The following is a 20154-nucleotide window of genomic DNA, read 5'->3' as shown; positions in this document are numbered from 1 at the left end:
ATTATTAAAAGGCACTCTATTTTTTTCCTAAGGGGGAAGATTATTGAAAAAGCTATTAAAAACAGGACTTACTACAGCTGTTATCGCAGGCACACTATTTTCCGGCTTTCCTGGAAACTATGCGAAAACTTCGGCTGCCGTCCAAAACCAGGGTCAAAGTCAAGCTTCAGTCTCTCATTCTTATGGTTCGCTAGACTTATCTGTAGTAAATGAGGACAAATTACTAGATTCCCTTATTAAACAGGGTATCATCTCCAAAGAAGCATCTTCTGCAGAGCAGCAAAAAGCACTACATAATTACCTAGAGTTAAAGGGGAAGCAAGATAAAGAAACGGCTGTTGATCCTTTAGCCGCAAAAGTAAAAGCAGCGGATGCAGCAAAACAACGGAAATTTAAAGATTCCAATTATGGCTTGTTAAATGGAAGTGGTAATAAATATGGGCAGTTAAAGGGTAATCCTGATCCCGTAAGTGAAAGCGCTTCACCTGGAGTCGTCAAAAAAGGAAAACTACTTACTCTAATGGTAGAATACTCAGACTTCTCTCACAATAATTTACAAAAAAGTGAAACAGATAACTATTATCCAGATTATAATACAGAACACTATGAAAATATGATATTTGGTAATAAAGGTGAATATAAGGGTCCAAATGGTGAAGACCAAGTTTCTCAAAAGCAATATTATGAAGAACAATCAGGTGGAACTTATACAATTGCAGGAAAAGCTTATGGATGGTTGAAAGTACCTGGTACTGCAGCATACTATGGTTCTGATAGAACAACTGGCGGTCATGATAATGTTACGCCAGGTGGAGCTAAACAACTAGTAATTGATACGTACGCTGCTGCCAAAGCAGCCGGAATTCCTTTAGAAGATTATGATTTAGAGGACCCGCATGATTTAGATGGTGACGGTAACTACTGGGAGCCAGATGGATTAGTTGATCATTTACAAATTATCCACTCCGGAAGGGGACAAGAAGCAGGCGGCGGCTCATTAGGGAATAATGCTATTTGGTCTCACCGTTCAGCTAAATTAGTTGATCCAGATGGACTAGGAAAAGGACTACCAGGCTTTTATGATTACACAATGATGCCTGAAGACGGGGCCACTGGTGTATTCGCGCACGAATATGGTCATGACTTGGGTCTACCTGATGAGTACGATACCATTTATTCCGGTCAAGGTGAAGCAATCGAATATTGGTCCATCATGTCAAGCGGTTCATGGGCTGGTAAGATCCCTGGTGCGGAACCTACAGGCTTCTCTCCATGGGCAAAACAATACTTCCAATCTACACTAGGTGGAAAATGGACAGCTCCGACTGTTGTGAACTGGGATGAGGTATCTACAAAAGGTACACAATTCTTGTTAGACCAAGCAAATTCACCTTTAGGGCAAAATAACCAAGCGATTCGCGTTAACCTTCCTAAGAAGAAAACACCTATCAATACTCCAGCTGCGGGCAGCTATGAGTTCTGGGGCGGACAAGCGGATGAAATGGATTCCAACATGGTAACTGATGTTGACCTTACAGGGAAATCTTCTGCAACCCTAACATTTGATGCATGGTACGATATTGAAGAGCAGTGGGATTTTGGATTCGCTCAAGTCTCAACTGACAACGGTGCAACTTGGAAGTCATTAGGAAACGATCATACACGTTCCGATGTAGTTCCAGAAGGCTATCCGACGATCTTAAACTCTATGCCTGGCTTTACTGGTAAATCTAATGGTTGGGAGAAAGAGTCATTTGACCTATCAGCATATGCAGGTCAAAAAATCAAACTTCGACTTCGCTATGCTACAGATTGGGGCAGCTCATTCACAGGATTCTTTGCTGACAATATTAAGGTGGTTGCTGATGGTGCCACAGTATTAGATGAAGGCGGCGAAAATACTACATCTCCATTTACATTAAATGGCTTTACTAAAATGGATGGTAACAAACTCACTAACCATTATTATTTACTAGAATGGCGTAACCATAAAGGTGTTGATACAGGTCTTGCTCATATTAAACGTGGTAGTTCCTTAATGAGCTATGATGGTGGATTACTAGTTTGGTATGTAGACGACAGCTTTACTGATAACTGGACAGGAGTTCATCCAGGAGACGGCTTCCTAGGTGTAGTTGATGCCCATCTCGGAAAAAGTATTCTTTTAAGTAATGGAAATGAAGCTATTTCACGTTTCCAAGTAGCAGATGCAGCATTCGGATTAAATCCAACCTCAGGATTAGATATTAAATATCCGACATATTCGATTCTATTCCCAAGTCAAAATGCAGTCTCATTATTCAATGACAGCAACTCTTTTGCAAATACGTTTTTACCTGATGCTGGCCGAAATGTGGAAAACTTCGGACTTAAGGTTCGCGTAAACGGACAAGCCAAGGACAAATCTGTTGGATCCATCGTAATCTATAAATAAAAAATTTTAGGCCCACCTTCCTCTTAGTCGCAGGTGGGCCTTTTATCTAAAATCTAAGGACTAATAACAACTCTAGTTCCATTCGGGACCATATCTGCTAGCTGCAATACATCCCGATTGTACATCCTTACACATCCATGGGAAACGGCTTTTCCGATAGAACTTGGATCATTGGTACCGTGTATTCCATATCCCTGTTTTGAAAGGGACATCCATAAAACACCAAACGGTCCTCCTGGATTGTACTGGCGATTTACAATGACAAATTCTCCAGTTGGAGTATTGGTCAGCATCCTCCCCACTGCAATAGGAAAAATTCTAACTAGTCTCCCATTTTTATATAAAACTAGTCTTCTCTTCCCTACTGAAATCTGAATAGAAAAAGGGATCGTACTCGGCTCCGGCAGACCGGGAATTTGTATTTTTTGTCCTGCATGCAAATGCCCTATCCCGGGATTTGCAGCATAAAGCCGCCTGAGGCTAACCCGATAATTAGCGGATAAGATAGGTAATGTTTCGCCAGCTTTAACTGTATGAATCACCCCATACCACCCCCTTTTTTTGAATAGCATATGAAAAATCGTTGGACTATGATACATACCTATTCAAAGCGGAATAATGACGACATATCCTCTCTAATGTGGTGGATATAAAAATAATCATTGCTCGCGGCATCATATACATAGTCCTTTTTCCAGTCAGAAATGTTGCTGACAATTTCCCTAATTGCTTGAGCAAACAATGAAATTTCTTCATTTGTCATAATTGGATGTAAAGAAAAGCGAACCCATCCAGGTTTTGTGGACATATCCCCCTGGTCTATTTGATCGGTTATTAGCTTTGATGAATTTTCATCTATGTTATATAGGTAATGTCCATAAGTTCCCGCACACGAACAGCCCCCCCTTACCTGAATGCCAAATCGATCATTAAGTAAGCGAACAATTAAATTGTAGTGTATTTGTTCCACATAAAAAGATACAATACCTAGGCGCTCCTTGATGTGACCGTCTAATATTTTCAGGGTTGGAATTTCCTCTAATTGTGTCAGCAAAAGAGCAAGCTGTTCTTTTTCTCTTTTTAAGATGTTTGGAACTCCCATTTGTTTTTTCAAATTCAAGCAAAGAGCGATTCGAATGGCTTGGAGTATACCTGGAGTACCTCCGTCTTCACGCAGTTCAATGTCTTCATAATATTTATGATTGCCCCAAGGATTTGTCCATGTCACCGTTCCTCCTCCGGGGTGGTCGGGTACCTTATTTTTATATAATCGAGAATCAAGGACTAATACCCCACTAGTTCCAGGTCCCCCTAAAAATTTATGGGGTGAGAAAAAAATAGCATCTAGTTTTTCCAGTGGATCTTCTGGATGCATATCAATTTTGATATATGGAGCCGATGCGGCAAAGTCCACACAACAAATCCCGCCATGTAGATGCATCATTTTTGCTAATTGATGATAGGGAGTTTGGATTCCAGATACATTGGAACAGGCAGTAAAAGAACCGATTTTAATCCGGCGGTCTTTATAACGAGAGAGTTGTTGTTCCAATTGTTGAACATCCACTCTTCCTTCCTGATCGGGTGGAATGATCACTACCTCTCCCAAGGTCTCGAGCCAGGAAGTTTGATTCGAATGGTGCTCCATGTGAGTCAGAAAAATAATCGGTCTATCTTCATCTGGAAGCTGCATGGCGTTTTTCCACTGTTCTGGCACTCTGATTCCTATGAGCCTTTGAAATTTGTTGATGACTGATGTCATCCCAAAACCATCCAAGATGACAGCGTCATCCTTATCGGCATTAACATGTTCCTTGATAATTTTTCTTGATTGCTGATAAATTCCCGTCATCATAAGACTGGTAATATTGGATTCTGTGTGGGTATTGGCCATATATGGTCCAAATACATCAGAAATTTTTTGCTCAATCGGTCTATACAAACGGCCACTGGCTGTCCAGTCGGCATAAATAATTTTCTTTTTGCCGTAGGGCGATTCAAACTCTTGATTCATCCCAATCACTTGTTTGCGAAACGCTTGAAAATACTCCTCGAGGTTATCCGGGATTTGATAGGTATTACTTCCAATTTTTGCCGTTATCATGTATTGACACCTCGCTATTCCATCCTGCTATTTAATATATGCAAATCCCTTTTGGAGTGGTTCACGCCAAACAAAAAGGAAGCATCCGTTAAACGGTGCCTCCTACGATTGTTAATAAGTAGTAATCTTCGCTGATTCTTTCTTTGTCACTTCTTCAATTTTTTGAATAAACATTTGAAACACTCTTCGCTTTTCCTCAAGATCCTTTATGTACTCCTTCAGCTGATTATAGCTTTCTTCAAACGGCTTGTGATACATTTGGCGAATTTTTTCAATTATTTCTTCATTTACTGTCGATTGAATTACCTGTTTGGTAATCCCATATTTATAGGAATAAACCTTTAATTCCTGTGCCACTTCATCATATTCTGACGCAATTTCATCAAGAACGAGTGAAATATCATCCCTCCACTCTTCTAGTGATTTCTGCAAATAAGATTTTACCATTGTTTCTTCCATATAAACACCCGCCATATAAGAGTCTTTGTTCTATTATAGCTGTGATAGTTTACACGGAAGTTTCGGACAGATTACAATGCTTTGTCATTATCTAAATTTTTCATATTAAAAAAGTAAGAACTGAGCAGCTTTAGATTCCCAGTTCCTCTCCTTAGCCAAAAGATGGCTTTCGTAAGGAACAATGCATACTTTCTGAAAGAAGTTCCGGAGCAAATTCCGCTAATCTTTTTATAAAATAACAGGTTTCCGGAAAGTGATGCTCTATAAACCTTAAAGTTGTTTTATTTAATATCCGATTACCTTTATATTTTTCCATAATCGACCTGATGTACAAATTCATTTCAATAACGGTTCTTCCAACCTCTAAGGCAAGCTCTTTTTGTCGCGGAAACCCCTGCTCCATAAATCGAAGGAATCCCTTTACATGATGATTTTGCAGAATATACATCTGGAACCTTTGGGCATACACATCAGTCTGCTTATCTACGGCCAATTCAATCGGATCAACGATATTCTTTAATAAAATAATGTGACCGAGCTGATCCTCCAGCCATAAATCCAGCAATTGATCGAGTCTTAATGGAACAGGTTGTTGTCCATTGACAAAATATGAAAGAATCCTTAAGTACTCCTGGTTTTCATTGAGTGTTCCATTTAAATAGGTTGGCGATAAGTTCAAATTTATTTCATTTTTGATCCTTAGATTTTGTAAATGACCCTCAAATCGATAGTACTCAAATGAAACAGAATAAGCTTGTTCAGAAAAGGCAATTTGTTCACTTGCGGAAGCACTTAGGTCTGGATTTAATTGCTGCAGGCTATTAAGCAAGGCACCGAATGATTCTTTAAACCTTTCAGCGATGGAAATTGCCTCCTTTTCTTCTATTGACAAGTGATCCCGAACAAATATTGCATGATCCTGGAGAATTTCCAGCCAAAATAAATGCTCTTGCCATATACTAATCGCAGAATTCATCCCCATTCCCCCCTAAAAAGAGCATATTATTTAAACAACAAAAAAAGACGATTACCTTCTAAAAAGTAATCGCCTATCTTTATATATCATTTTACTATTTGTGCAAAATCTTCAAGTAATGTTGAATATTTGACGTAACTTCTTGGCAAGAGATAAAGCTCATTTTTAATTCCGGTTTTTGTATATGGACCAGGGGTAGTAGTAAGTCCGTAGGAATAGTACTTTTTTGTTTCGTTTACAACATGTTCATCTGTATTTCCATAGGGGTAGGCCAAAGCATTGACTTGTTTACCCGTAATCCTCTGTAATTTTTCTTTCGATTCCTTAAGTTCATAGGTCAAATTATCCGCATTGGTTAAATCCGGATGGGTTGCCGTATGAGATTGGATAGAAATCATGCCAGAATTCGCCATCATCTTTAAGTCTGACTGCGATAATCGATTGGAACGGCCAATAAAATCTGATATCACAAAAATAGTTCCAGCAGGCTTGAAATGATCCGTTTTCACTTTTTGAAAAATGGCAAAGGCGTTCAAATTATTTTTATATCCATCATCAAAGGTAATAAAAATTGGCTTTTTCACTTTTTGAATATCTTGCCAGCGCTCAAAGGTCAACAAGGTATAGCCATGATCTCTCAAATAGATCATTTGTTTTTCAAAATTTTCCGGAGTAACATATAGCTCTTTAGAACCATGTCCTGTAAATTCATCAATTGAATGATAGATAAGAATGGGTACCTTTTGCTGAGCGAAAACTACACCGGGAAGTCCAATTACGAAAAGACACAGGAAAAATAGCAGCTTTTTCATAAATTCCCTCTCTTTATAACCTATAAACGACTCCCGCATAGTTTTCCCCAATATTTCGATTTAAACCCCTCTTTTATTGCCCCAAATATAAGTATGCAATTGCGGAAGGACTTTTACATTTGTAAAATCATTATCATCCATCACCTTATTTATAAGCCACTCATACTTACTCAATAATTGACTTACTAACGAAAGATTATCCATTGTCGTTAAATCATCATTTCCTACCTGCAAAAAGAAAGGCACATTAGGATAGCGCTGATATACTTTTTTTGCATATTCATAATCCTCGTTATCAAAAATAACAACCTTTACGCTAACATGTTTCGAGGGATCGTTCCCTTCAAGACGGTTTATAATAGTATCAAGAATAGAGAAATCGGTTTCCATTTTTGAACTAGGCGGCTTTGGTGAAATTGTTAATTCATCAATATCTACGAACCAATCCTGCCATCTGCTGCCCTGCGTTTCTAAACCTATTTTTATATTATTTTCTTTAAATAGTTCTATTAAAGTATCTAAATTTTTTAATAGAGCAGGGTTTCCGCCAGAGATTGTTACAAACGAAAAACCATTTCCCCCAAGTCTTTTAAGCTCTTCCCAAATTTCATCTGCTGTCATCATATTGATGTCATTTTTACCTGTTCCATCCCATGTAAAAGATGAATCACACCAGCTGCAGGAATAATCACAACCCGCCGTTCTCACAAACATCGTTTTCTGACCGATAACCATGCCCTCGCCTTGGATGGTTGGGCCGAAAATTTCCATTACAGGCAATTTACTCAACTTCCATCCACTCCCTTCTGGCTTCCGCATAACTAGTCGGTGTTTCAAATAAACGGACAATTTCCACTCTAACACCGTGGTACTGTTTCTGTCTTTCATCTTGGCTAAGTGCTTCAGCCATTTTTTCATAAATCCAAACTACCATATTTTCAGCTGTTGTATTCATCGGCGGAAGAGTTTCATTTAAATACCGATGATCGAGGAAGATTTCAATTTCATTTTTCCAAATATCTTTAATATCGCCAAAGTCCATCATCAATCCACGCTCATCGACAAAACCGCTCAATCCAAATATCACTTTATAGGTATGTCCATGTAAGTTCTTACATTTTCCTTCATAGTTGTGCAGGTGATGGGCAGCATCGAAGGTGAATTCTTTACTAACCATTACACGCTTTTTATGATACCTTAGCTGTTCTTTTTGGATATCTACATCCATCTTTTGGAGTTTATCAACAATTCGAAAACCATACATGGCTGTTAAAACTCCTTTCGAATTTTCAAATATTCATCTAATCCGTTTTGTCGTAACTTACAGGCAGGACATTCTCCGCAGCCATCGGCAATAATGCCATTGTAACAAGTTAACGTTTTTTCCCTGACAAAATCTAAAGCTCCTAATTTATCGGCTAATTCCCAAGTTTCGGTTTTGTTAATCCACATAAGTGGTGTGTGGATGACAAATTGAGAATCCATCGATAAATTAAGGGTAACGTTTAAGGATTTCACAAAAATATCACGGCAGTCGGGATAGCCGCTAAAGTCTGTCTCACAAACACCTGTTACAATATGCTTGGCGCCGATCTGACTCGCTAAGATTCCTGCAAACGTTAAAAAGACTAAATTTCTTCCAGGTACGAAGGATGATGGCAGCCCGCCCTCTTCGCCATCCTTCACTTCAATATCATCCCGCGTTAACGCACTTGGCGCTAACTGATTTAGTAGTTCCATGTCTAAAATATGGTGCCTGACACCAAGTTCATTTGCAATATTTTTGGCACATTCAATTTCTAGGCTGTGACGCTGATTATAGTTAAAAGTGACAACTTCCACTTCTTTAAATTGTTCCAAGGCCCAGAATAGACATGTTGTACTATCCTGACCGCCACTAAAGACTACTAATGCTTTACTGTTTTTCATTTTTACTCAGTCTCCTTAAAATAGAAAAACAGCACCACTAAGAAGCAGTACTGTTCCTCTTAGTTTTTTTTGAGAGGGGTGCTAGAACCTCTACCGCATCTGCCTGCGGATTATTATATATTTCCGTTTCTAACTATACCACAAAATAAATATTTTCAAAGATAAAATTTTTGCTAATTCTATTTCATATTGCCGAAGTCCACATCAAAAATAATCGCCAACATCACTACAAAGATTGATGACAGAAAAAGTGCTTTAATAGGTTTCCTATAGTGAATGATAAGGATTGAAAACATAACGAAATTAAACAAAATAGACCATAATAAGTTCCATCCATTATGATAAGTTATGGAGCCTAGTTGAACAGATATATATTCAAGCACAACAAAAATAAATACAAATAATGTAAGATAAAAAAATTTCCTGCCGTTTGATAAAGTATTGGGAAAATTGGATAAATAAACAAAGGTTGAAAGCGGCATTCCAATAATACATAAAAGTAAAATAGGAATTGTATGATTTGGCAAACCGTTTTTTTCCATTGCCCACATGGGGTACTCTGAGCAAACAATTTCATACAACATATTGCCAACAGAAGCGAAAAGCATTGTTGGGTAGTACAGTTTCCAATTTCTCCAATCCCCCAACTTAATGGCAGCAATAATCCAAAGAATTGAATAGATAACCGCAACCATGAAGGCTTATTCCCCCTCGTAAATTGTTCATGTTTTAGTTTACACTCATCTATTTCAACTTACTCATTTCCAAAAAAGAACTGCGCTCAATTTGCAGTAAAATGTTGTTATTTCTTGCATTAAGTCTTGTTTTGATAGCTTTTGTCATAAAGCAGGAAAATAGGATACTTAATGGTGAATTACTATCATAACGATGATTATTTCCTAGATTTTTTTTAGAGAGGAATGATTGGTAAATGAAAACCTATACCTTAAAAGAAGCAGCAAAAGAAATAAATATCACGCCTGGAACCTTACGTCAGTGGGAAAAAGAATTTAATGAGTTACTCGATATTCCCCGGACAAAACAAGGGGCAAGAATTTATGGGGAACGGGAGATAAACCTGCTTCTCGATATTAAGAGTATGCAAGAAAAAAAGGCAAGTAAAGATCTTATACGCAAATCACTCCAACCAAAACCAGAGTCTGAAAATGTTGCTGATGCTGATTTAGAACCATCTGTCGTCTCTGTAGAAGTCATTTCAGAACCGATAACACCATCGGTTGTGGAGGAGTATCCATTAAATAATGCCAATCTTTTTTTTGAAGCCATGGATACCTATACGCAAAATTTTTTACATGAAGTAAAAGAAGAAATCCGTAGTGTCGTCCGTAAAGAGGTTTTAGAGGAAGTAAAAAAAGAAATTAAAAATGGGACGTTAACTACCGTCAAATCAATCTCCGATTCCATCTATAAATCATCAGCCAACACACAAGCTGATATACAACAGCTTTCAGAATCAATCGAAAAAGCTTCTGAACATACGCTTGAATCATTGCAATACCTTTCTAATAATATTGCAAACGTTTCAATGGAAACAACAGAAGAAATTTTCACCCTTTCAAAGCAACTTTCCGAAACCACTGAAGAATTGTCTCACTATGTTGATGTAACCAATAACGAAATCTCAAATCTAACTGAAGCCATTTCAATAGACCGTGAATTTTTTATCGAAGAACGAAATCAATACCGTCAAGAAATTACTCAAAGAGAATTAGCATTTCAACAAATGTTGACAAGCTTTAGAGATGTAGCAGCAGCAAAGGAAAAGAAATGGTGGAAATTCTGGGGTTAATAGTTTGTTAATCATTTCGTCGTTCGGAGTTTACGAGAATTTTAACTTTGGAGGGATTCGATATGAATACAAGCGAGGCAGCTAAATTATTAGGAGTGTCTACTAGTACGATTCAGCGCTGGGTAAAACAGCTCGACCTGCCGATGGAACGAAATGAACGAGGGCACTATCATTTTAACAACCAGGACATTGAGGTATTAAAAGAAATTCATGAAAAGCTTCAAAGCGGTACACTTATTCAAGAAATTGCTCCTGTAAAAGAGAAAAAGATAACTCGAATAGGAATAGTGAAATCTGAGGAGAAGAATGAAACAATTGAAAAGCTGATTGAAAAAGTAAATAAACTTGAAATTGGTCTTCATGCAAAAGCAGATTCGGTTGCTTCCTACCAGCTTCTTCAGCATCGCCGAGAAATTGAAGAACTGCAGCAACAAATAAAAAATTTAACACAACAGGTAGAAGTCCTTCAAACAGAAATAAAAGAAATGAAAAAATCTCCTCAAATGGAAAAACCACTCGTCCTGGACAACGGAAAAGTCAAAAGAAAAAAGAAAAACTTTGTTAGTTCATTATTGGGGTTATGAATGGACAAAAAATCAGCCGAATGCGACCAACACATTCGGCTATCAGACTTTAAATTCAACTAGCGGTTGAGTATATTTTTTCATAAAATAACTACCAAGAACTTTACATATCAAGAAAGAAATGATGAAAAGTAATAGATAATTTCCTGATATGGAATGTATCCGCTCATCCGGTATGAACGTTTGAAAGGATTTAATAATAAAACCGTGAAATAAATAGATATATAAGGTTCTTTCTCCGATTTTCGTTAATTTAAACTGGGTGGACGGTATGAGAGCTAAAAATCCAAACATTACTATGAATGTTACGCCATATTGGAGACCACGCAATAACCCATCTGATACCTCTTTTCCTCCCATGTTTGCATAAGATGTATCACCTAAAAGCCAGGGAACTGCATCCTTTGGGAAGCCAAATCCAACCAATAAAAGTGTTACAGATAAGATTAATATCCCAAATGGAAGTGAGTACTTTGCTCTGATAACCCTTCTTAACTGGTTCCCGTTTAATAAATACCCCAATAAAAAATATGGAAAAAATACAAATGTCCTCGATAAACTTAAGAAACTTCCAATATGATCAACATAACCTATCCCAATCCCAATAGCGATAGCAATCACAAGACCCTTCCATTTAAGTTCTGCAAAGATATATAACATCATATTCCAGCAAAACAAACTCATTAAAAACCACAGCGACCAATGCGGATGGAGTAAATCAAAATTCAATTTGTCTTCCTGTCTATTTAGATAATAATAAACAGAATAAATGGATTGAAAAATTAAATAAGGAATTAAAATTTTTTTAACAGACTTTTTCAAGTATCCCGGTTTTTTATAACCTTTTGCGAAGTATCCAGAGATTAAGATAAATGCTGGCATATGAAATAAAAAAATCACGGAATATAAGGTAAAAAGGAGCCCATCGTGTTCCTTTAAAGGACTTATGAGATGCCCAAAAACAACGAGAAAAATTAATATAAATTTGGCATTATCGAAATATTTACTCCTTTTTGAAGTTGAACCCATTTTATCACCCCATAGTTTAATTCAATCAAAAAGGTATATTAAAATTTTCCAAAACGCTCTTTTCATCCATGATACATCAAAACCATTACGGGAATATGTTAGTGGATTTACATAATGTTTCATCGGAATTACAATTTTGAAATAATAATCAAATATACCCACGATTAAATTACCACTCCATTCTTAATTAAGCCTTAAATAACTGGGGGCAAGCATTTCATTTTGAAGGGGATTAAGTAACTGTTAAAATTTCTTTAGAAAACCGATTAAAGTTTTTATGAAAGAGGCTGACAATATGAATCAAGAAAAAAGCAGCAAACGTCTAAGTGATATCCCATATTCAGTCCTTGATCTTTCTCCCATCATTGAAGGGGGAACTCCTGCTGATTCATTAAGGAACACTTTAGACCTTGCCCGTCATGTTGAAAAATGGGGCTATAACCGGTATTGGCTTGCAGAGCATCATAATATGCCAGGTATTGCAAGTTCTGCCACATCTGTGGTTATTGGTCATGTCGCAGCAGGGACTACCTCCATCCGCGTTGGTTCTGGCGGGATTATGCTTCCCAATCATTCACCACTTATCATTGCCGAGCAATTTGGAACGCTCGAATCTCTCTTTCCAGGCCGAATTGACCTTGGTCTAGGCCGTGCACCTGGAACAGACCAACTGACTGCCCATGCATTAAGGCGAGACCGGCGAAGCGATGGCAATGACTTCCCAGAGCAGCTGGGAGAACTCCGTGCCTACTTTAATCGATCTGGGAAAAATTATGTCAAGGCCATTCCTGGAGAAGGATTGGATGTTCCAATTTGGTTGTTAGGTTCAAGTGGTTTTAGTGCTCAATTAGCAGGACAAATAGGATTGCCTTTTTCCTTTGCTAGTCATTTTTCTCCTGAATACACGAAGCCTGCTCTTGCACTTTACCGCAGCAAATTTAAACCATCTGATGTACTCGAGGAGCCTTATGCCATGGTGGGAGTGAATGTGATTGCTGCGGAAACAGATGAAGAAGCTAACTGGCTTTCAACGTCGATGCAGCAGCAATTCCTAGCCCTCATCCGAAATAACCCTGGGAAGCTTCAGCCGCCTGTCGAAAATATCAATGCGCTTTGCAGTGATTATGAAAAGTCATTATTAGCTGGTCGATTAAGTACCTCTATTGTCGGCTCACCGAAAACGGTTAAGGAGAAACTGCAAGCCTTTTTGGATGAAACCCAGGCAGATGAAATGATTATCAATTCGCAAATATTTGATCACCAAGCCCGCCTGCGGTCCTATGAAATTGTATCTGAAATTGTCAAATGAATATAAAAAAGAGCTTGGCTGCCCAAGCTCTTTTTATATGTTTACAATGTCCACAATTCTGTTACTGACTATTTCAGGATATTTCACTTTTAATTCTTCGATTGGAATTTGAAGATTTCTTGCCAGTATCGGAAGAAATTCTTTGTCATAGCGGAGCCAAGAGGCGTGGTTTCTTTTTAAAGATCGTTCAGCCTCTTCATAAGAAAAGAATGATTGATTTAGTTTCTCTCCATTATGGTATATTATATACCTGCTATTTCCCTCCGGCAAAATAAAACTGATTTCTCCTTTATGGTTCTGATAACTGCTGCCATAGGAGGCTTCTTTCACATTAAATTCATTTCGATCAGCATCTGGTTTAGGGGGAGAAAATTCAAAAACCTTCACAATAAACGTTTCAAATGCTTCGCCTGTCAAATCAGCACCAGAGGCTTTCGGATGGCCACCGCCGCCATATTTTTGTGCAAATTCGGCTACATTCACTTCATCGTGAATAGTTCGAAATCCCATTTTCTTTCCGCCGACATTCAATAAAGCAATCATATCAAAATACGGATATAGATTATTTAACGCATTTCCCAACTCAGATAAATATTGCTCCGCATGGACAATTCCGACACAATAATCATCAACAAATGTTTGGACCATTTGTCTGCTCTTGGATTGAATGTATCGGTTAATCTTCTGCTCTTCGATATCAAGAAGCATATTTTCTGTTTCAGTTAAGTCAAATGTATCCTTGTTTTCCGTTAACCTTTTTAGCATTTCTTCTTCAAACTGCTCACGGTTCCTTATGTAGAATAAATCATTTAATCGTTTTGCTTTGATATTATCATTTTCATCCCATTCCCACGTATCATACTGGCGGACCAAGTCGATAAATTCCTCTAATGCCTTATTTCGTTCTAGCTTTCCACGTTCAACGAGGAAATCATAAAATAATGAGGTTGCACAGGTCTTTTTCCCCGTATCATATTCCGCCTTAACACATGCCCATGAATATTCATTAAAATGCATTGCGGTTACATGGTGGTCAATCATTTGAATATGCCTTCCCAGCTTAAAGCGATCTGCCAATTTTTTTTCTACCTCGATGTTTACCGCTAGATCGGTTATATACATTTCCTCTTTATCATTCTCACGATTTGAGATAAATCCATCCACTCTCTGATTTAAAATTCGATAGGAACAATAGGATACATCAGCCTGATCCCCAAATGCTATTTTTGCAATCACCCCGCAGCCAAGACCATCTAAATCAATATCAGTAAAAAGTTTTACCAATTCTTCCACCACCAATTATTTTTTCCATAACCTATAGTTTGGTATTGGATTTATGTTCTTATACGGTGAGCAATTGATATAACCTGATTTTATGACCAGTTAAAAAAATCACATCCTTTTCTAATTTATAATGATACGATACTTGAGAAGTTTCACACAATTCCATTTGAAATGAGGTTATGAATTGAATTTCCCACAACTTAAAATAGGTCATATAATGCCAAAGGTACCAGTCCTCCAAGGCGGGATGGGTGTTGGTATCTCTTTAAGCAAACTGGCTTCAGCAGTCGTAAATGCTGGCGGGGTTGGTATTATTTCTGGGACAGGAATTTCAGTTGAGGAATTACGTTCGCATATAAAACAAGCGAGGAATCTTATTAAGAATACCGGATATATTGGTGTAAATGTTTTATTTGCTATGAATGATTTTGCTGAAAAAATGAAAGCAGCCCTTGAAGAGAAAGTTGATTTTATTATTTCTGGAGCAGGCATATCTAGAGATATGTACACATGGGGCAAGCAAGCTGGAATTCCAGTTATTTCAATTGTTTCTTCTGCAAAATTGGCAAGGATTTCTGAGCGTCTGGGTGCAGCAGCTGTTGTGGTTGAGGGGTTTGAAGCAGGAGGACATCTAGGAACCGATCGTCCTATGTTTGATATTCTTCCAGAGGTAATCGAAGCGGTCTCGATACCAGTGATAGCAGCAGGAGGAATTATGACTGGCTGTGATATTGCAAAAGCACTTTCAATGGGCGCCTCAGGTGTGCAAATGGGGACTCGATTTGTTGCCAGTGAAGAATGTGATGCACCTTTAGCTTTTAAACAAAAATACGTTAATGCTAAAAAAGATGATTTGGTTTTGGTTAAAACCACTGTCGGCTTGCAAGGAAGAGCGATAAAAAATAACTTTACAACCCTAATTAGCGGTCCAGATAAATTAAAAATCGCTAAATGCCTTGATTGCTTAAAAAATTGCTCCTACCGCTTTTGTACACTTGATTCTTTACTTACTTCAGTAAATGGTGACGTTGAAAACGGACTAGTTTTTGCAGGTGCACGAGTAGATGAAATTAAAGAAATTCTCCCTGTCCAAAAAATTATAGATAATCTTACCTTAGAATATGCGGAGTCAATTAAAACTTGTCAATATACACTTGAATTAATGTAATTAGAAAAAAGCCAACCGGAAAATAGTTGGCTTTTTCTATGGCAGGATCTTTATTTTATTCTGAATCGGTGTCCTTGGCTTTGGTTCTGGTATTTCCTCTGGATAGCCAACAGCGAGAACACCTATAAAATCATAATTTCCAGGAATAGCTAACTTTTCTCGATTTTTCCCTTTCGCGCCAATCGAGGACCAAAATGTTCCTACTCCCTCTGCCCAGGCTGCCAAGTTAAAATTTTGTACAAAACAAGCGGTAGCCATTGCATTTTCATCAGTTTCTATTTTTGTTGCTCCTTGTTTCGATAATACTGCCATAAGAAAAGGAGCATTTCCAAAATCCGTTTTATGATTTAATTGTGCTCTTGTCTCCGTTCCAATAATATGAATCTGCCATGGTTCCGTCATCCGATGATTTGGCGCCATGGCCGCTGCCTGCAGCCATGAGAAAATCAATTCTTCCTTTACTGCATCAGGTTTGAATTTCTTTATGTTACGTCGCGTTTGAATTGCGTCGAATACATTCATTTAACCATCCCCTCTACTAATTTTGGATTTTATAATACCCTCTTTTCAACCCATAATAAGAGAACCAAATTGCTTGCAGGAAGAAGAAACTCCCCCAGATTGGTGCTGATATTATATGCGTCAATTGTGCAAGATTCTCCGCGTCCCCTGCCGCATGAGGCTGTACGAAACTAATAATTAAGATTTCATATGAACTTTGTACAGAGTCGACCAACAAAACAGAGGCGATTAAAAGTAATAAATGATCTCTGAATCCCTGGCCACCCTTAATAAGCAAAAACAGAAATGCTGCTGCAAATGAGCAAAGCCAAAATATCCCATATGGATTACGAACCCAGAATATCAGATTTAAAAATATAAAAGCTAACAAAATATCAATCAAAAGTATTTGCTGTTTCTTTCCAATTAGCAAAAACGAAAGGAACGCCATAAAAGAAGCAAATGTGTAGCCGGCAAGACTGGTAAAAAAACTGCCAATCCAGGTTGACTGATTACTATAGGTTGCACCCTCTGAATTCATAAACAAAGATATTCTTTCGACATGGCCTCCAAAAAGGGCAAAAAAAGCATGGCCGGATTCATGGATAAGGGTATTTATAATTTTTACATAATTACCGATTATCGGTACATGAATCAACAGAAAAGCGAAAACGAGGAAAAAGAAAAACTTCGAACTAAATTTATCTCGAACAAAGCTCACTTCGCATTCTCCTATTTTTTTGAAAATTTTTTATTATCTATATTTTAACACTTTTTTCTAATTTAACATAAAAATAGCTGGCAATATCTATCTTTTGGAAAGATTGTTCCAACACTTCAATTTTTCTTGAACTCGACAAAGTGACAACTTATGTGTTATCATCAGGTTGTCACATTACCGGTAACGTTTCAAAAAATAAGGGGGAATGAAATTGATACAGTTTAAAGATATTGTTAAGAAATATCGAACAAAGACCATTATTAACACTTTTTCATTAGACATTGAAGCAGGTCAGTTGGTCGTTTTTATTGGACCAAGCGGATGCGGTAAAACAACTTTGCTTAAAATGATTAATAAGCTGATTCAGCCCACATCGGGACAGATTTTTGTCAACGGGACAGATATCTCAAAGATGAATCCGATTGACTTACGGAGAAATATTGGATATGTCATTCAAAACACGGGATTGTTTCCTCACATGTCAATTAAAGAAAACCTGGAATTGATTCCTAAACTGAAGGGCGAAGGTCCGGCGTCGATTGAAAAAAAGACTTTAGAATTGCTGGAAATGGTAGGTTTAGATTCTAAGGAATATCTACACCGCTATCCCAAAGAATTAAGCGGCGGCCAGCAGCAAAGGATAGGCGTAGCCAGGGCCTTCTCCACAAACTCCGATATCATCTTAATGGATGAACCCTTCAGTGCATTAGATCCCGTTACAAGAAGTTCCCTTCAGGATGAATTATTCCAAATGCAAAAGGAATGGAATAAGACAATCATTTTTGTTACACATGATATGGATGAAGCTATTAAAATAGCAGATAAGATTTGTATATTAAAAGATGGGGATATTCTTCAATACGATACACCTGAAAATATCTTAAAAAATCCTGCAAATGAATTTGTTGAGGGATTTATTGGGAAAAGACGTGTATGGAATAATCCGGAATTATTACTGGCCGAGGATATTATGATTCAGAATCCTGTAAAAATTACGGCGATGAGGAACGTCTTACAGGCGATTGAGATTATGAAGGACAATAAGGTAGACAGTTTAATGGTTACCGACAAAAATAATGTCCTAAAAGGACTTGTGACTTTAAAAGGCATTCAACTCCTTAACCGAAACACCTCAATTGAAATGATTATGGAACAAAATATTCTTTCTGTTTCCCATGATGCAAATTTAATTTCTGTATTAGCAACCATGAATGAGCATAAAATTGGCTATTTGCCTGTCGTAAATAGTGCTAAACAATTAACTGGATTAATCACAAGAAGCAGCATTTTATCAGCATTAAGCAGCCAACTAATTGATTTGGAGGTGTCGTTTTAATGAGTAACTTTTGGAATTATTTTTCGTCTAATTATCAGCAGATTTTCAGTTTACTAGGACAGCATCTTTATTTAAGTATTGTTTCCGTATTAATCGCGATTGTTGTAGGTATTCCGCTTGGAATTCTTATTTCCAGAGAACCAAAGCTTTCTAAGCCGGTTATTGGGACGACAAATGTTATTCAAGCTGTACCAAGCTTGGCTTTACTCGGATTCTTGATTCCTTTTATTGGTATCGGAAGCACGCCCGCAATTATCATGGTCGTTCTTTATTCACTGCTTCCAATTGTAAAAAACACTTATACAGGCTTAACAAATATTGATAGGGATATTCTGGAAGCCGCCAAAGGCATCGGTCTGACCAAAGGTCAAACAATGAGAAAAGTGCAATTGCCACTTGCCTTCCCGATGATTATGGCGGGAATCAGAATTTCAGCGGTAACCGCTGTTGGATTAATGACCATCGCTGCTTTCGTCGGCGCGGGCGGTCTTGGTTACCTCGTTTTTTCAGGGGTGCAAACCGTTGATAATAACATGATTTTAGCAGGAGCCATCCCTGCGTGTATTCTGGCCCTTCTGATTGACTTTCTTGTGGGTAAAATGGAATCTGCACTTTCGTATACTAGCAAGAAACGGTCCTCAAAGTCTTCAGGTAAGCAGACAAAACGATGGGCGATTGGTATTGCTTCCGTTCTGCTTGTTACTGCCGGAGCCTTTTCAATTTATGCAAAGGCCAATGCTGAGGATAAAATTGTCATCGGCTCGAAAAATTTTAGTGAACAATTAATTTTAGGAAATATGCTGGCTGATTTAATTGAAGACAAGACGGATCTTAAAGTAGAAAGAAAGCTTAATTTAGGGGGCTCTCAGGTAGCCTTTAGCGCCCTGAATAAAGGTGACGTCGATGTATATGTCGAATATACCGGAACCGGGTTGGTTAATATTTTAAAGCAGCCGCCCAAAAATGATCCTGAGCAGGTCTATAATATTGTCCAAAAAGAATTTATTAAAAAATATGGGATTGAACAATTAAAGCCGCTCGGATTTAATAACACTTACGCATTGGCCGTTCGCCAAGACACCGCTAAACAGTATGGCTTAAATACGATTTCTGATTTAGCGAAAGTCAGCAATGGCTTAATATTAGGTCCTACACTTGAATTTCCAAATCGTGATGATGGTTTGATTGGACTTTCTCAAAAATATAATATGAATTTTAAAGATGTGAAAGCTGTTGACGGGGGTCTGCGCTATACAGCCTTAGATAATCATAAAAGTGATGTTATTGATGCATTTTCCACTGATGGTTTACTTGAGGCCTTTCACTTGAAAGTATTAAAGGATGATAAAAAATTCTTCCCGCCTTACTATGCGGTGCCAATTATTAAGCAAGAAACATTAAAAGAACATCCTGAATTGAAAAAAGCTATCAATTCGCTTTCGGGTAAAATAACTGATGACAAAATGCGTCAACTTAACTATAAGGTTGATAGTCTAAAACAGTCTCCAGCAAAAGTAGCAAAAGAGTTTTTGGAAAATGAAGGATTAATTAAATAAAACTCAACAAGCCAGTTTCCGAGGAAGCTGGCTTGTTTTATTCCTTTAGTTCTATTAAAGTTGGTTGTTGATTTGCGCTCCAGGCGCGAGCGGTTCGCGGGCGGTCCGGGGAGCTTCCTCGCCGCTTAAGCGCCTGCGGGGT

General features: G+C 37.8%; 20 protein-coding genes. 7 read left to right on the top strand and 13 right to left on the bottom strand.

Translation table 11 applies throughout. From position 1 onward, the window contains the following. The first annotated feature begins 43 nt into the window (after positions 1-43). Positions 44-2434 carry an immune inhibitor A domain-containing protein gene (locus ACIFOT_RS25850; protein WP_430069793.1) on the top strand — a complete coding sequence of 797 codons (2391 nt, stop codon included), beginning with the start codon at positions 44-46 and terminating at the stop codon, positions 2432-2434. A 53-nt stretch (positions 2435-2487) separates the two neighbouring features. Here ACIFOT_RS25850 and ACIFOT_RS25845 read toward each other — a convergent pair whose 3' ends face one another. The 9 genes from ACIFOT_RS25845 to ACIFOT_RS25805 form a co-directional block, all read right to left on the bottom strand. Next, positions 2488-3006: a L,D-transpeptidase family protein gene (locus ACIFOT_RS25845; RefSeq protein WP_430069790.1), complete on the bottom strand. Its 519-nt coding sequence runs from the start codon at positions 3004-3006 to the stop codon at positions 2488-2490. Positions 3007-3035: 29 nt separating this feature from the next. Continuing rightward, positions 3036-4538: an aminotransferase class V-fold PLP-dependent enzyme gene (locus ACIFOT_RS25840; protein WP_430069787.1), complete on the bottom strand. Its 1503-nt coding sequence runs from the start codon at positions 4536-4538 to the stop codon at positions 3036-3038. A 111-nt stretch (positions 4539-4649) separates the two neighbouring features. Then, positions 4650-4997 carry a hypothetical protein gene (locus ACIFOT_RS25835; protein WP_430069784.1) on the bottom strand — a complete coding sequence of 116 codons (348 nt, stop codon included), beginning with the start codon at positions 4995-4997 and terminating at the stop codon, positions 4650-4652. Between the two features lie 151 nt (positions 4998-5148). Further along, positions 5149-5973, bottom strand: a complete 825-nt coding sequence (locus ACIFOT_RS25830) for a DUF2935 domain-containing protein (protein WP_430069782.1) — start codon at positions 5971-5973, stop codon at positions 5149-5151. 86 nt (positions 5974-6059) lie between these two features. Beyond that, positions 6060-6785 carry a polysaccharide deacetylase family protein gene (locus ACIFOT_RS25825; RefSeq protein ID WP_430069779.1) on the bottom strand — a complete coding sequence of 242 codons (726 nt, stop codon included), beginning with the start codon at positions 6783-6785 and terminating at the stop codon, positions 6060-6062. A gap of 60 nt (positions 6786-6845) precedes the next feature. Continuing rightward, a complete protein-coding gene (gene queE, locus ACIFOT_RS25820) occupies positions 6846-7574 on the bottom strand; it encodes a 7-carboxy-7-deazaguanine synthase QueE (protein WP_430069776.1) in 729 nt (242 codons plus the stop codon). After that, positions 7567-8049 (bottom strand): 6-carboxytetrahydropterin synthase QueD, encoded by a 483-nt coding sequence (gene queD, locus ACIFOT_RS25815; protein WP_430069773.1) that lies wholly within the window; start codon positions 8047-8049, stop codon positions 7567-7569. The genes queE and queD overlap by 8 nt, the downstream gene beginning before the upstream one ends. Before the next feature lie 5 nt (positions 8050-8054). Next, complete coding sequence (gene queC, locus ACIFOT_RS25810; RefSeq protein ID WP_430069770.1) at positions 8055-8714, bottom strand: 7-cyano-7-deazaguanine synthase QueC; 660 nt, start codon at positions 8712-8714, stop codon at positions 8055-8057. Positions 8715-8893: 179 nt separating this feature from the next. Then, the gene (locus tag ACIFOT_RS25805) at positions 8894-9409 is read right to left on the bottom strand and encodes a CBO0543 family protein (protein WP_430069767.1); all 516 of its coding nucleotides are present in this window, start codon (positions 9407-9409) and stop codon (positions 8894-8896) included. A gap of 236 nt (positions 9410-9645) precedes the next feature. On the opposite strand from ACIFOT_RS25805, the gene ACIFOT_RS25800 reads away from it, so the two are divergent. After that, positions 9646-10524 (top strand): MerR family transcriptional regulator, encoded by an 879-nt coding sequence (locus tag ACIFOT_RS25800; protein ID WP_430069764.1) that lies wholly within the window; start codon positions 9646-9648, stop codon positions 10522-10524. A gap of 62 nt (positions 10525-10586) precedes the next feature. After that, entirely contained in the window at positions 10587-11108 is a 522-nt protein-coding gene (locus ACIFOT_RS25795; protein WP_430069762.1) for a MerR family transcriptional regulator, read from the top strand. 42 nt (positions 11109-11150) lie between these two features. Here ACIFOT_RS25795 and ACIFOT_RS25790 read toward each other — a convergent pair whose 3' ends face one another. Beyond that, a complete protein-coding gene (locus ACIFOT_RS25790) occupies positions 11151-12137 on the bottom strand; it encodes an acyltransferase family protein (RefSeq protein WP_430069759.1) in 987 nt (328 codons plus the stop codon). 295 nt (positions 12138-12432) lie between these two features. Here ACIFOT_RS25790 and ACIFOT_RS25785 point away from each other — a divergent pair, with 295 nt between their 5' ends. After that, entirely contained in the window at positions 12433-13446 is a 1014-nt protein-coding gene (locus tag ACIFOT_RS25785) for an LLM class flavin-dependent oxidoreductase (RefSeq protein WP_430069756.1), read from the top strand. Positions 13447-13479: 33 nt separating this feature from the next. On the opposite strand, the gene ACIFOT_RS25780 is transcribed toward ACIFOT_RS25785, so the two are convergent. Beyond that, positions 13480-14739, bottom strand: coding sequence for a DHH family phosphoesterase (locus tag ACIFOT_RS25780; protein WP_430069965.1), 1260 nt, complete (start codon positions 14737-14739; stop codon positions 13480-13482). A 208-nt stretch (positions 14740-14947) separates the two neighbouring features. Between ACIFOT_RS25780 and ACIFOT_RS25775 the strand changes: the two genes are divergently transcribed. Next, positions 14948-15898, top strand: coding sequence for an NAD(P)H-dependent flavin oxidoreductase (locus ACIFOT_RS25775; protein ID WP_430069962.1), 951 nt, complete (start codon positions 14948-14950; stop codon positions 15896-15898). A gap of 36 nt (positions 15899-15934) precedes the next feature. Here ACIFOT_RS25775 and ACIFOT_RS25770 read toward each other — a convergent pair whose 3' ends face one another. Both ACIFOT_RS25770 and ACIFOT_RS25765 read right to left on the bottom strand, forming a co-directional pair. Further along, a complete protein-coding gene (locus ACIFOT_RS25770; protein WP_430069753.1) occupies positions 15935-16420 on the bottom strand; it encodes a nitroreductase family protein in 486 nt (161 codons plus the stop codon). A gap of 16 nt (positions 16421-16436) precedes the next feature. Beyond that, positions 16437-17120: a M50 family metallopeptidase gene (locus ACIFOT_RS25765; RefSeq protein ID WP_430069750.1), complete on the bottom strand. Its 684-nt coding sequence runs from the start codon at positions 17118-17120 to the stop codon at positions 16437-16439. A gap of 211 nt (positions 17121-17331) precedes the next feature. On the opposite strand from ACIFOT_RS25765, the gene ACIFOT_RS25760 reads away from it, so the two are divergent. Beyond that, the gene (locus tag ACIFOT_RS25760; RefSeq protein WP_430069747.1) at positions 17332-18456 is read left to right on the top strand and encodes an ABC transporter ATP-binding protein; all 1125 of its coding nucleotides are present in this window, start codon (positions 17332-17334) and stop codon (positions 18454-18456) included. Continuing rightward, positions 18456-20012, top strand: coding sequence for a glycine betaine ABC transporter substrate-binding protein (locus ACIFOT_RS25755; protein ID WP_430069744.1), 1557 nt, complete (start codon positions 18456-18458; stop codon positions 20010-20012). The genes ACIFOT_RS25760 and ACIFOT_RS25755 overlap by 1 nt, the downstream gene beginning before the upstream one ends. The last annotated feature ends 142 nt before the right edge of the window (positions 20013-20154 follow it).

Source organism: Neobacillus sp. NRS-1170 (genome assembly GCF_050468025.1).
Note: the sequence above shows the minus strand (reverse complement) of the source record. Positions and strands in the feature narration are given on the sequence as shown.

Coding starts and splice junctions, on each gene's coding strand:
- ACIFOT_RS25845 (WP_430069790.1), bottom strand. CDS start 3,006: ATGCTATTCAAAAAAAGGGGGTGGTATGGGGTGATTCATACAGTTAAA.
- ACIFOT_RS25840 (WP_430069787.1), bottom strand. CDS start 4,538: ATGATAACGGCAAAAATTGGAAGTAATACCTATCAAATCCCGGATAAC.
- ACIFOT_RS25835 (WP_430069784.1), bottom strand. CDS start 4,997: ATGGAAGAAACAATGGTAAAATCTTATTTGCAGAAATCACTAGAAGAG.
- ACIFOT_RS25830 (WP_430069782.1), bottom strand. CDS start 5,973: ATGAATTCTGCGATTAGTATATGGCAAGAGCATTTATTTTGGCTGGAA.
- ACIFOT_RS25825 (WP_430069779.1), bottom strand. CDS start 6,785: ATGAAAAAGCTGCTATTTTTCCTGTGTCTTTTCGTAATTGGACTTCCC.
- queD (WP_430069773.1), bottom strand. CDS start 8,049: ATGTATGGTTTTCGAATTGTTGATAAACTCCAAAAGATGGATGTAGAT.
- queC (WP_430069770.1), bottom strand. CDS start 8,714: ATGAAAAACAGTAAAGCATTAGTAGTCTTTAGTGGCGGTCAGGATAGT.
- ACIFOT_RS25805 (WP_430069767.1), bottom strand. CDS start 9,409: ATGGTTGCGGTTATCTATTCAATTCTTTGGATTATTGCTGCCATTAAG.
- ACIFOT_RS25800 (WP_430069764.1), top strand. CDS start 9,646: ATGAAAACCTATACCTTAAAAGAAGCAGCAAAAGAAATAAATATCACG.
- ACIFOT_RS25795 (WP_430069762.1), top strand. CDS start 10,587: ATGAATACAAGCGAGGCAGCTAAATTATTAGGAGTGTCTACTAGTACG.
- ACIFOT_RS25790 (WP_430069759.1), bottom strand. CDS start 12,137: ATGGGTTCAACTTCAAAAAGGAGTAAATATTTCGATAATGCCAAATTT.
- ACIFOT_RS25785 (WP_430069756.1), top strand. CDS start 12,433: ATGAATCAAGAAAAAAGCAGCAAACGTCTAAGTGATATCCCATATTCA.
- ACIFOT_RS25775 (WP_430069962.1), top strand. CDS start 14,948: ATGCCAAAGGTACCAGTCCTCCAAGGCGGGATGGGTGTTGGTATCTCT.
- ACIFOT_RS25770 (WP_430069753.1), bottom strand. CDS start 16,420: ATGAATGTATTCGACGCAATTCAAACGCGACGTAACATAAAGAAATTC.
- ACIFOT_RS25755 (WP_430069744.1), top strand. CDS start 18,456: ATGAGTAACTTTTGGAATTATTTTTCGTCTAATTATCAGCAGATTTTC.